We start from the raw sequence: 12,318 nt of genomic DNA on the forward strand, positions 1-12,318 counted from the left end.
AACCGTTAGGTATGTTAAAGGTATCGTCTTGTACTACTAAAGGAGTTACTCCTAAATGAATAGTAGAAGTACCTGTTTTTGTGTTACCAAAAGTGTCTTTGGCTACAAAAGTAACTGTAATAATACCGCCAGGTACTGTACAAAGGTCAGCTGGAGCATTATAGTTATTTGTAATAGTAGCTATTGCACCACAAGCATCGGTGGCGGTAGTTGTGCCGAGCCAATTGTTGATAGCCGTAGTAGCCGTAGTTGAGTTGCACACTATATTTAAAGGAGTAGGTGCTGTGAAAGTAGGAGCAGTAGTATCGTCTACTGTTAAGGTAACGGTTACGATGCCGCTAGTACAGCCCGCAGTGCTAAGAGCGCGTACATAAGCCGTTTGGGTAGTGCGAGTGGTTACGTGAGTATTGATAACAGGTGCCGTAGTGCTTGAAACAGTAGCTGCAGGGGCAGTGTACCAAAGCAAGGTAGTACCCGTAGGGGCAGTTACATAGTTAGCAAACGATACTGTATTGTTAGTTGCTGTTGGACAAAGAGTTTTACTGCCGGTAATAAGGGTAGGTAAGGCTACAGAAGGCAATTTGGTAAGCGTTGCTTCTTGAGAAGTAGCTGTAACTACGATGCCTTGTGCAAACTGGTAACTATACACAACTCTATATTTATAGTTAGTAGTTCCAGCTATTGTTAAAGAGGCAGTTCCTCCACTTGCGATAGATCCCGTAGAAGCAGGGATATCTGTCCAAGTTGTTCCATTACTACTTTGTTGCCATTTGTACTGAATATCACCTGTAGTATCTTTCAATTGAGCTTTAGAAGTGAAAGTAGCCATCTTATCAGCACAAATAGTTTGGCTTTGTGGTTGTGTAGTGATACTAATAGTCTCGGCAGGTGTGATAGAAGCAGGACAAAGTTCTACTAATACCCCTGAAGAACCTGGGTGAATGTCTTCTACTATTAATTGAGTAAAAGGAGTATTAGAGGTTACGCGCACCGCCACATCGGTTATAATACGATCCTGTGAAGTAACTTCTCCAGTATTACTTAAGGTAGCTCCCGCTTGTCCCTTTCCTTCGGCACAATCGTACACTTTAGTAAAAGTAGGTGTACCATTGTTAATTGAAAGTTTTACTTTATCATATTTCGTATTTGAACTACCCATTACCATTAGCCATACCTCTGCGCTGGTAACCGGCTGACTAAAAGTGTAAATTACTTTAGGGCTAAAGTTAGGTTTCGTATGTATAATTGTATAATTGTGATAAGGAGTTCCACTGCAGTAACCATCATTATCTATAGTGCCATATACTAAAATAGTTGCTGAAGGTTTTGAATAGGTACGTGTTACCGTAACACCATTCATTACCGCTGTTCGTCCGTTAGGAGAAGAGGTAGGGAACTGAGGAGCAGGTTTAGTGGTACATTTAGCAGTAGTTGCTAATATACCGCCACTCTTGTCGGTATAGTTTTGCTCACAAGCGCCTAATTTTACTTTGGTAACATTGAGAATGGTTGTTTGGTTTACGGTGCGAGAAGGCAACGTATAGGTACCACTTGAGTTGAGCGTTACCACCTGTGTACCTGTACCATTGATATTGTAGGTTACTTGTGCATTAGGAGTACCTTTGATTGTAAATACTACTGAAGCACTTTCTCCTTGCTTAAATGTTGCAGGAGTTGCTGTGATTTGAGTAACTTCGGGGGGAAAAAGCACTTCTACTTTAGCCACGGTACTTGTAGCTACACCACAACCATTACTTACCACTGCATAATAATACTTAATACCCGCCACTGTAGTTTGTGGTTTATAGGTTTGAGTAGTTGCTACCTGATTGCCACCCGTAGTACTATTTGTAGTATTTTCAAACCATTTATAGGAAAGAGTACCGGTAGTAGTGGTAGCATTTATATTAAGAGCGTTGGCGATAGTTGTATTTTTACAATAAACGACAGAAGCTACCGGTTGAGTAGTGATAGTAGGGGGATTAGGATTTGCCTCTATAGTTATAGGAACTATCTGAGTAAAAGGGCAACTCTTAGAGGTTTGTGTTACTAAAATATTGTCTACACAAAGGTCATTTCCGCCACCTAAGATACGAATTACGAATATCAGTTCTGTATCCGAAGCTCCTAAGTTAGCAGTTACACTCATTTGATGCCAACCATTCAAATTAGTAGTTCTTAGAGCTTGGTATTCATTTGACTTATATGCTGGAGTTTTGGCATTAAATGTAGCTTCTGAACGATAAACTTCAAGTACTAATTTAGGTATATAGCCTGCAAGAGCCGATACAGAAGGATTGATAGGGTTGTATACATAAGCTGAAAACTCCACTGGTAAGCCAGGAGTTACTTTTACTTTGCGTTTATAAACCGTTTTTGTTTCTCCAGGTGATGTTTGAAAAAGGTCTACATTATACCACAGAAACCTACCATTAGCATCTCCATCTTTATCGTTAGGCAATACCCAAGAGCTACTATAAGGAGTAGTACCAGCCATCATATCTGTTCTATTACCTATGGCATAGTAAGAATCCGCTACAGTTTTACTACGTGTAGCCCCATCTGGTCTTACTTGGTCTGCCCCATTCATCGGGTCAAAATAAATATTTTGGTTTACATAGAGACTTTTTACAGATTTAACGTTTCCTGTTTTCTTTCCAAAATCATCATAGAAGATAATAGCTTTGGTAGTAGGAGGTACTGTATAAGTTACTGAAATACTATGAACTCCAGTGGTAAGATTTGAAAAATGTGGATCTGTTTTCGTAACTCCTTTATAAGTATAACTATGCTGATAAGTAGGCTGGTCGTTGGTAAGGGTTACATTTCCTGTTCCATTACAGTTATAAATAATTTTAGAATTATAGGTAGGTGCAGTAGCCTTAGTAGGTACTGTAATAGGTAACGTATGATAATACTCAGTTCCTTTTTTTACTTGAACAGTATAATTCCCTGCTATAAGCCAAGCTTTATTGGTATTTACCCAGCCTCCTCCAAAATTGTATTGGTAACCTGATAGACTTTCGTCTACACTTACAGTTACCTCTGCCTTATTAACATTATTACCTATACCACAGCCTATTAATTGAGTAATTCCCACTTTGGGAGTACTTTGCGCATTCAGGTGGTTTACAGCAAATAAAAATGCTACCACAAAAATAATCCTATAAGCCATTTTCGCTATTAAATTATTCATCTTCTCTGTAAAAAACATCGTTAGTGATTTATTTTGGGTGCAAAATTAGTAAAGATTTTTTACATCTCTCTACACTAAGACAATAATTAACACAGTTTTAACAAACTTAGAGCTAAAAACAACTGTTTTTAATCCTTTTTAAATCTCTTTTTCTTTACACTTCCTACTCTTTACCTTTCTTTACTTGTGTAAAAAATAACACTGTTATATCTTCTGTTTCTGCTGTAATCTGTTTTCTCTTTCAAAGGGAGGTAGGAGCTATAAGAAACGCACCTGCCGAGAGGAAAAAAGATAGCTTCGCTACAAAGAGTCTCGCACAGATTTCACGGAACACACGGATTTTTTCACAGACAAATTTTAGATGCTATTCATTTTATCCACAGAATTTAGCAACAAGTTGCTTAGATTTCACAGAAGTATACTGTAAAAAGGAATTGTAAATCAGAATTATATATTGAACGGACATTAACTCTTAATTTCGTGTGTTTGCTCTATTTGCTAATTGTTTTGCTTGTTGTGTTACGACTTTTTTGTATCTTTGTCCCCTCATTTCACTGTTAAAACTATGTTTCAAGGAGTACTTCAAAAAATGCTTACCGAATGGGCAGACCCCATACGGTATTACTTGCCAATGGAAGGCGATTTTGTACTGATGAACCAACTCATCGGAAAGGATATAACACTCCAATTTGTGCGCTTTCAGTGTATGAATTGTGGGGAAAATAAGCCTATTTTCCGTCAGGGTTATTGCAAAGAGTGCTTTTTTGAAGTCCCTCAAACCGCCGATTGGGTGATGCACCCCGAACTTAGCAAAGCGCATTTAAACATCGAAGAGCGCGATTTGGGTTATGAGCAACAAATGCAGTTGCAACCGCATTATGTGTATCTTGCCAATTCCAGCGACGTAAAAGTGGGGGTAACACGCAAATCACAAGCTCCAACACGCTGGATCGACCAAGGGGCGCACGAAGCCCTTATACTTGCCGAAGTACCCAATCGCTATTTGGCAGGCATCGCCGAAGTCGCTCTTAAAGCTCATATAGCCGATAAAACTAATTGGCGCAAAATGCTCACCAACCAAATAACTCCCGTAGATTTACTGCGAGTAAAATTAGAGGTGCACGACTTTGTACCCGACCAAGTACAGCCCTACATCACCGAAGATATCACCCCTTTGCACATTCATTTTCCCGTAGAAAAATACCCTACCCAAGTACGCTCTCTGCAACTGGTGCAAACCCCTACTTATAGTGGTAAACTAATGGGCATCAAAGGGCAATACCTCATTTTTAGCGACAACACCGTCTTTAATGTGCGAGGTAACGAAGGACTGGTGATTAATTTACAAATTAGCTGATTTTTCAATTAATTTTTATACCTTTGCAAAAAAAGAATAATTATGTGTGTATTAGTATATCCAAAAGATGAAACCCAAAAAGCAGTGCTAACTTCGTTTTTAGAAGAAAAAAATATAGATTTTGACTATAATATTTCAGATAGTGAGACTTCTAATGAGTATTTGCAAGTGCTTTTGAAACGAGCTAATGAAATTACAGAAAATCCTGAACAAGCAGGAAAGGCTTTTGATGAATTTGATAAAAAAATGAGAGCAAGATATGGATTTTGAGCCAATGATTCATCGTCAAGCCGAAATAGACTTGGAAGAAATTGTAGTTTACTACAATAAAATAAGAGAAAATTTAGGATTTGAAGTATATGAGGAGATTTATAGCTATATACAAGAAATAAAAAGTCGCCCCTTTTCTTTTAGAAAAGAAATAGAACAAGTGCGGGTTTGCTTTACCAAAAGATTTCACTTTGGTATTTATTTTCTTATTGTAGAAGAATTGTCAAAAATTTGGATTATAGGAGTTATAAATGCTAAAGAAGACCCTAATAAATTATTGAGAAGACTTACTATTATCAATATTCCCCAAAAATGATTGATATCATAGACTTTGCCAAAGGTTGTAGCACGACGTGCAATTAGAACCTTTGGCAAAGTTTTTTATCTAATAAAAACAAGTGTATTTCCTTCTGAAAACTTTTCTGAGAACGCATATCCATCAGCGTTAAACCCTTTCAAATCTTCTACTGAGCGAATCTCATTTTCTGCCAAAAAGCGTACCATACGACCCCTCGCTTTCTTCGCATAAAAACTAACAACTTTTAGTGTATCTCCTTTATAATCTTTGAAGATAGGTGTAATCACGGGCACTTTTAGCTTTGTGGTATCAATCGCCTTAAAATATTCTTCACTGGCGAGATTGATAAACAATTCTCCTTCTTGCAATTCGTCGTTCAATGCCTGAGTGATTTTGTCTTTCCATAAAGCATATAGATTTGTAGCCTTCCCTATGGGTAGTTTGATGCTCATTTCCAACCGATAAGGTGCAATAAGGTCTAAGGGTTTAAGCAGTCCGTATAATCCCGAGAGAATACGCAAAGACCTTTGTAACTTGTCAATTTGCGTTTCAGAGAGTGAATAGGCATCGAGTCCCTCATACACATCGCCATTGTAAGCAAAGAGCGCCGGACGCGCATTTTGTGGGGTAAAAGGCAATGAGAGCTGTTGGTGTCGTTGCCAATTCAGGTCAGCGAGCTTTTGGGAGATATGCATCAGGTTTATAAGTTGCTTTGGAGAGAGTGCTTTAAGGGCAGTGCTTACCTCGCCAATTTCCTTTGGGAAAATAGCCGAAGAGTGTACGGTAGTAGGTAGGGCTGATGTTTCGTTAATGGTTTTGGCGGGAGAGATAACGATTTTCATAGTGATATATAATTAACGGGGCAAAGTTACAAAACAATTGACAATTCACAATTGATAATTGACAATTGATAATTGACAATTGAATAGGGGAGAGGCATTAGATAGACTTTAAACGGAACTATGATGGCTTTATAGTGGGGCTTCAGTGGGGCTTCAGTGGGTCTTCAGTGGCTCTACAGTGGGTCTACAGTGGGTCTACAGTGGCTCTACAGTGGCTCTACAACGAAGACTAACCAAAGATTAATAGAATACTAATAGAACTTACAATGTTGTTGCAATCAACTGTATCTCTCGTTCTGTGGGGTCGAACTTGCCCGACCTAAAATAATTAACTACTATCTTTTATTGTTATTTAAAAAGAAATGCTTATCTTTGCGCGAATAAACACCCGTGTAACTTACACTATGAAATACATTATTACCCTTATGGGATTATTTACTTTTGGAATGACTCACGCTCAGATTCAGCGTGTAGAACCGCCTTTTTGGTGGGAAGGAATGCACTACAGCCAAGTGCAGGTATTGCTCTATGGCAAAAATATCGCTCAGTACAATGTGGAGAGCGATTTGCCTATTGTAAACATACTGAAAACAGAAAACCCTAACTATCTGTTTGTAACCGTCGATACCAAAGATAAAAAAGCGGGCAACTATACCATTTCGCTATTGCAAAAGAAAAAGAAAGTGGGCAGTGTTCGCTACGAATTAAAAGCGCGTCGTGAGGGCTCGGCTTACCGCAAGAGTTTCGACAGCAGCGATGTGGTTTACCTGATTATGCCCGACCGCTTTGCTAATGGTAAACCCGACAACGATTCGCACCCCGCACTTACTGATAAGCTCAACCGCTCAGATTCTTTCGGTCGTCACGGGGGGGACATTCAGGGGATTATCGACCATTTGGATTATATACAATCCTTAGGTGCTACGGCTATATGGAGTACGCCCTTATGTGAGGACAACGAACCACAACATTCTTATCACACTTATGCCCAAACCGATGTGTACAAAATAGACCCGCGTTATGGTACTAATGAAGAGTACCGACAGCTCTCAGCGGCTTTGCACAAGCGCGGTATGAAGCTCATCAAAGATTATGTAACCAACCACTGGGGCAGTCAGCATTGGATGCTGAAAGACCTGCCTTGCTACGACTGGTTACACCAATTTCCTGGTTATGGACAGAGCTCTTTTAGGATAACTACTCAGATGGACAGCAATGCCTCGGAATGGGACAAAAAGTACTGCGAAAAAGGTTGGTTTGCACGCTCTTTGTCTGACCTCAATCAAGCGAACCCATTGGTACTAAACTACCTCACCCAGAACGCGATTTGGTGGATAGAATACGCCGACCTCGACGGTTTGCGTGTGGATACTTATCCGTATAACGACAAAGCAGGCATTGCCCAATGGACGAAAGCTATTACTGATGAATATCCTTATTTCAACATTATGGGCGAGGTATGGCTTACTCAGAGCGCACAAGTGTCGTATTGGCAAAAGGATAGCCCTATCAGTGCGATACAAAGCTATAACACTTACTTGCCTACGGTAATGGACTTCCCGCTCTTCGATGCAATAGGTGAGGCTTTCCGTACCACACCTTCGTGGGACAAAGGTATGATGCAACTCTACGACAACTTTGCGAACGACTTTCTGTATAAAGACATCAACAATCTGCTTATCTTTGCAGAAAATCACGATACGGCACGTATCAATCACGTATATCCTAAGATAGAGGATTATAAGATGATTATTACCTTGCTAGCAACGGCGCGTGGTATTCCGCAATTGTACTACGGTAGCGAGATAGCAATGACAGGCGACAAGAGTAAGGGCGATGGCGATATACGACAGGATTTCCCTGGTGGCTGGGCAGGCGATACGCAGAACGCTTTTAGCGCTTCGGGGCGTACGGCTACTCAGAAAGAGTATTACGATTTTACGGCTAAACTCTTCAATTGGCGTAAGGACAAAGCCGTAATTCACTACGGGAAGACCAAACAATACTTGCCTGAAAATGAAGTGTATGTCTATTTCCGTTACAACGATACCGAGACCGTAATGGTTATCCTCAACAACAGCGAAAAGAGCCAAACGCTCCACCTAAACCGCTTTGCCGAGAGTTTGGCGGGATTTTTGAGGGGGAAAGATATTATCTCGGGAAAAGAGGTCTCTCTGAGCGGTGACACTTTAGAAATATCTGCTAAAACTCCTATGCTCATTGAATTAAAATAACAAAGGTATATGATGAAAGAACCTATTAGTTTAGATACAGCATTACAGATTGTAGGCTCATTAAAAGTAAGGGCTATTAAAGAAAAATCTACTTTAACTAATTTGGTAGAGAAGGATGCGTTAGACCAAAAAATTAAAATGTATTTAAAGGAAGAAAAAATGCTATATGGTACTGATGATATGGCAAGGCTTTCTGTTATGGATAAAGTAGTACATTATTATAGTCCGCTAATAAAACAAATGAATGGAGTACTATAAAGTTGAGGATATTTTTGAAAGAGAGAAAACAGACCTTTTATCAGGTTTAAAATCTCAAGAAAATCCTATTGCCTTTATATTAGGAGGACAGCCTGCATCAGGAAAGAGTGGGCTAGCAAAAGCTATCCTAAGACAATTTCCTGACAAAGATTTTCTTTTTGTAAATGGAGATATTTACAGAGAGTTTCATCCTAAGGCTAATGAGCTTATAAAATATCCTGAGAGATACTCAACAGAGACGCAAATATTCTCTAACTTTTTTACAGAATCACTTATACAAGAGGCTATTATCCATAAATACAATATCATTGTAGAGGGTACTATGCGCAATCCTGAAGTACCTTTGCGTACGGCATTGTCTTTTAGAAAAAACGGTTTTAATGTGGAAGCTTTTGCGACTGCAGCTCCTGCACTCTTTACCGAATTAGGTTTTTATTTGCGCTATCAAGAAGAAAAAGATTTTCAAGGATATGGGCGATTGTCAGATAAAAATTCCCACGACAGAGCAGTAGAAGGCTTACTTCACTCATTAGACCGTTTGTACAACGAAAAGGCAGTAGATAAAATACATCTTTACAATTATCAAGCTGAAAAACATTTAGAAACTTTCTCATTGAGGGAACAGCAATGGGATATAAATATTTTGCCTTCTACAGAAGTTATAAAAGCAAGGAGACAACAATTTCAGGATAAGACACTTCGTTTGCAACTGATAGCACGAGCTTACTCTGTTATACCGCGAATGTCCCCACCTATAAAAGCTATAGTAGAAGCACTTATAGAGCAGTTAAAAGACTAAAGAATGAAAAACATCATTACAATAGGATTACTAATAGGGTGTGTTTTCTTTGGGAAAGCACAGAGCGAGGCGGATAAATGGCTAAAAGCAGTATCGGCACAACAAGGTATTGCCATTGAGTGGCAGGAGCGCAAAACCTCTTTTACCTCAGAGGGTATTCGCTCTTTTGTGGGTTACTACCAAGACAATTTTGTAGCGACCCTTTCGGTAGGAGGACAGAGTGTGTCGGGGAGTTTTCACTACCGAGATACATCGTATGAGATAAACGAGCAAAAAGGACAATTGGTCTTTTCGCCTAATAAAGATTTCCGATGTGGCACTACCGATACGCCTCATCCGCACCCAAGCCGTTCGACAGCACGTCCTGCGATATTAGCCGAAGAAACCGCTCCTACCATTGCTAACACACAAACACTAAGGGTATACCGCTTGGCAATGCATATCCCTTATAGCACCTTCAGCACAGAACACTTAGAGAAAAACATACAAAAAGTAAAAACGTTTTGGGCAGATACTGAAAACTTCTTGAATGAAGTGTACCTACGCGATTTGGGAGTGCGTTTTGAATTGGTAAACGATGAGCGTCTCATCATCAAAGACGAAAGCAAAGAGACTTTTGCAAGCTTTCGCAATGCCGATTACGTTAAGGATCATTCAACAAAGGTTATCAATGAACTTATAGGAGAAAATAGTTATGACGTGGGTATCTCTCTTGCATATACCGCTTCCTTAAAAAAAGGAGTAAGAGGATTGGCTTATCTTAAAGGTGTTTATCAGGCTAATACCAAAGCTGATGCCGTAGCAGTACTTACCAAAGAAGTCATAGCTCACGAGATAGGACACTTATTCGGTGGTAAACACACTTTTGGTAGCTATAAGGGCTCAGAAGCCTACGATAGTGAAAAGACGGAGTATGACAGAGGTACTTCGGTGATGAGCTATGGCAGTCCGCGTGACTTTTTCTCGCTGTCGAGCATTCAGCGCATACGGGAACTATTGACGAAAGTACCCGTGAAAGCTCACGACAAGACTTTCACTACTCAAGCTCCTCGCATAGACCACAGCAAGATTAAAAGTCATTATACTATCCCCAAGGGTACTTTCTTTCAATTCTATATCCCTGCAATCGACCCCGATAGTGCAGAACTGCTATACGCCGTAAACCAACACGATGTACGCAATGGTGCTGAATCCCCTATAACGCAATACATTATCTACAAACCTACTCCTGCTAACCCTGTAACTATCAAAACAGAGTATCACAAAGACTCAGGTAGTGTAATAGCCAATAGTGGCTTGGCACAACAAACTACGGGTACTTTTACCTTTTGGTTGGGAGTAAGCGATGCCTCACTCCAACCGTCAGCCGACTATATAGTACAATACGATTTGGCTGAAACCAAAGTAACGGTAAAAGACGGTACCCCGTTCAAAATTACGACTACCCCAAAAAACGAATACAAAGGAGGCGCTCAACTCACCCTTAGTTGGAACGTAGATAATACTATTTTCAAAGACACCAAAGTGCGTATCCTGCTCTCAGATGATTTAGGTAAGACGTTTAAACATATGGTAGTAGCAGAAACTGATAACAACGGCAGTAAAGAAATTACCTTGCCTAATATCAGCACTACCCAAGCCGTCTTAAAAGTAGAAGTAATCGATGGTTTAGCCTTTGACCTTACTAACTACAACCCTAAAAGCAGTGGTTTTACCATTGAAAAGAACCTCGCCCTTCCCGAACCTCTCCTTTGGGCATCACTTCCTAATCATCTTACCCTTTCTTGTGAACAATCTATTCCAGCAGTAACACTTCCTACTGTTACAGGTGGTTGTACTCCTGTGGTTACTTTTCAAAAAGAAGAACGCATCAAAGGTAATTGTGACTATACTTATACTCTCAAACGCATTTTTATAGCTACCGACACTTGTAACCAAACGCTTACTTATACTCAAACTATTAACGTAATAGATAAAACTCGCCCTACTTTTGTAGAGGCTTTACCCCAAAATATGAGTATTAAAGAAGGCGAAACAATCCCTACCCAAGTAACGCTCACCGCTACTGATAATTGTGGCACCGCTATTGTTACACCTTCTCATAAAGAAGTAAAAACTAATGGGAAAGTCTCTCAGCTTATCTATATGTGGGAAGCTAAAGATGCTTGTGGCAATGTTACTACCCACCAGCAAATTATTACTATTGTACCTAAAACAACTCCTATACCTCTCACTTGGGCAACACTTCCTAACAATATAACTGTTGATTGTGCCAAAGCTATTCCAGCTGTGCAAACCCCTACAACACAAGGAGGCTGTGCTAAGGTAGTGATTACTTGCGCCGATAAAGAACTCAACAAGCGATGCCTTAATAACTTCACGTTAGAGCGTACTTTTACCGCTTCCGATGGTTGCACAACTCTTACCCATACCCAGCTTATTACCGTAGCCGATACCACCCCACCTACTTTTGTAGGGACTTTACCTCAAGACCTCACGATTAAAGAAGGAACACCTGTCCCTCAACAACAGAGTATTTCAGCAGAAGATACTTGTGCAGGACAACCTACCGTTACAATGTCTCCAAAAGAAGAAACCCTCACTAACGGAAAGCTCTCTAAAGTTGTCTATAAGTGGGTAGCTCGTGATGTGTGTGGCAATGAAAGAGAGCATACGCAAACTATTATCATTACCCCAGTAATACCACAACCACCTACACCGCCAATAGTTCCTTCTGTTAAAGAAGTGGTGATTTACAATGCCGTTTCTACTGAAAAAGGCTCTGATAACTATTTCAGAATAGAAAATACAGATGAAAACCGACCTATTACCTTACTTATTTTTGATGAAATGGGCTTGAAAGTATATGAAAGTAACCATTATCAACAAAAAGGTGAATATTTTAGAGGCTATCCTAATGTAAGAGGAGTGATAGGTAGCAAACGCTTAGCAGGTACTTATTTCTATGTGGTTACCTACTATTTCAAAGGACAGCAAGAAACAAAAAAGGGATTCCTATATGTAAGATGACTTGTTAAATTTTGCTTGCTATTTGTTAATTGTT

Annotated in this window: 9 protein-coding genes; 7 read left to right on the forward strand and 2 right to left on the reverse strand. The window is 39.7% G+C overall.

The annotated features are described in order from the left end of the window. Window positions 1-3,196, reverse strand: a 3,196-nt coding sequence (locus tag HMPREF9072_RS02780; protein ID WP_157236440.1) for a hypothetical protein, incomplete at its 3' end; no start/stop codon positions are given. Window positions 3,197-3,761: 565 nt separating this feature from the next. On the opposite strand from HMPREF9072_RS02780, the gene HMPREF9072_RS02785 reads away from it, so the two are divergent. From HMPREF9072_RS02785 to HMPREF9072_RS02795, 3 genes are read left to right on the forward strand one after another with little or no spacing between them, the layout of a single operon-like run. Beyond that, the gene (locus tag HMPREF9072_RS02785) at window positions 3,762-4,553 is read left to right on the forward strand and encodes a DUF2797 domain-containing protein (RefSeq protein WP_009410426.1); all 792 of its coding nucleotides are present in this window, start codon (window positions 3,762-3,764) and stop codon (window positions 4,551-4,553) included. A 42-nt stretch (window positions 4,554-4,595) separates the two neighbouring features. Then, window positions 4,596-4,823, forward strand: coding sequence for a hypothetical protein (locus tag HMPREF9072_RS02790; RefSeq protein ID WP_009410427.1), 228 nt, complete (start codon window positions 4,596-4,598; stop codon window positions 4,821-4,823). After that, window positions 4,813-5,139 carry a hypothetical protein gene (locus tag HMPREF9072_RS02795; RefSeq protein WP_009410428.1) on the forward strand — a complete coding sequence of 109 codons (327 nt, stop codon included), beginning with the start codon at window positions 4,813-4,815 and terminating at the stop codon, window positions 5,137-5,139. The genes HMPREF9072_RS02790 and HMPREF9072_RS02795 overlap by 11 nt, the downstream gene beginning before the upstream one ends. 65 nt (window positions 5,140-5,204) lie before the next feature. Here HMPREF9072_RS02795 and yaaA read toward each other — a convergent pair whose 3' ends face one another. Further along, complete coding sequence (gene yaaA / locus HMPREF9072_RS02800) at window positions 5,205-5,963, reverse strand: peroxide stress protein YaaA (protein WP_009410429.1); 759 nt, start codon at window positions 5,961-5,963, stop codon at window positions 5,205-5,207. A gap of 362 nt (window positions 5,964-6,325) precedes the next feature. On the opposite strand from yaaA, the gene HMPREF9072_RS02805 reads away from it, so the two are divergent. Genes HMPREF9072_RS02805 through HMPREF9072_RS02820 form a run of 4 tightly spaced genes read left to right on the forward strand, consistent with a single transcriptional unit; the run spans window position 6,326 to window position 12,284 of the window. Continuing rightward, the gene (locus HMPREF9072_RS02805; RefSeq protein WP_051032647.1) at window positions 6,326-8,197 is read left to right on the forward strand and encodes a glycoside hydrolase family 13 protein; all 1,872 of its coding nucleotides are present in this window, start codon (window positions 6,326-6,328) and stop codon (window positions 8,195-8,197) included. Window positions 8,198-8,209: 12 nt separating this feature from the next. Continuing rightward, window positions 8,210-8,455 (forward strand): hypothetical protein, encoded by a 246-nt coding sequence (locus HMPREF9072_RS02810; RefSeq protein WP_009417563.1) that lies wholly within the window; start codon window positions 8,210-8,212, stop codon window positions 8,453-8,455. Beyond that, window positions 8,442-9,254 carry a zeta toxin family protein gene (locus tag HMPREF9072_RS02815; RefSeq protein WP_009410432.1) on the forward strand — a complete coding sequence of 271 codons (813 nt, stop codon included), beginning with the start codon at window positions 8,442-8,444 and terminating at the stop codon, window positions 9,252-9,254. The genes HMPREF9072_RS02810 and HMPREF9072_RS02815 overlap by 14 nt, the downstream gene beginning before the upstream one ends. Window positions 9,255-9,257: 3 nt before the next feature. Further along, window positions 9,258-12,284, forward strand: a complete 3,027-nt coding sequence (locus HMPREF9072_RS02820; RefSeq protein WP_009410433.1) for a reprolysin-like metallopeptidase — start codon at window positions 9,258-9,260, stop codon at window positions 12,282-12,284. Window positions 12,285-12,318: the final 34 nt, after the last annotated feature.

It is taken from the genome of Capnocytophaga sp. oral taxon 324 str. F0483 (assembly GCF_000318315.2).
In the GTDB taxonomy this organism is placed as follows: Bacteria; Bacteroidota; Bacteroidia; order Flavobacteriales; family Flavobacteriaceae; genus Capnocytophaga; species Capnocytophaga ochracea.

Excerpts from the sequence above, each read along its gene's own strand:
- HMPREF9072_RS02820 (WP_009410433.1), top strand. The coding sequence starts at position 9,258 with ATGAAAAACATCATTACAATAGGATTACTAATAGGGTGTGTTTTCTTT.
- HMPREF9072_RS02805 (WP_051032647.1), top strand. The coding sequence starts at position 6,326 with ATGCTTATCTTTGCGCGAATAAACACCCGTGTAACTTACACTATGAAA.
- HMPREF9072_RS02795 (WP_009410428.1), top strand. The coding sequence starts at position 4,813 with ATGGATTTTGAGCCAATGATTCATCGTCAAGCCGAAATAGACTTGGAA.
- HMPREF9072_RS02790 (WP_009410427.1), top strand. The coding sequence starts at position 4,596 with ATGTGTGTATTAGTATATCCAAAAGATGAAACCCAAAAAGCAGTGCTA.
- HMPREF9072_RS02785 (WP_009410426.1), top strand. The coding sequence starts at position 3,762 with ATGTTTCAAGGAGTACTTCAAAAAATGCTTACCGAATGGGCAGACCCC.
- HMPREF9072_RS02815 (WP_009410432.1), top strand. The coding sequence starts at position 8,442 with ATGGAGTACTATAAAGTTGAGGATATTTTTGAAAGAGAGAAAACAGAC.
- HMPREF9072_RS02810 (WP_009417563.1), top strand. The coding sequence starts at position 8,210 with ATGAAAGAACCTATTAGTTTAGATACAGCATTACAGATTGTAGGCTCA.
- yaaA (WP_009410429.1), bottom strand. The coding sequence starts at position 5,963 with ATGAAAATCGTTATCTCTCCCGCCAAAACCATTAACGAAACATCAGCC.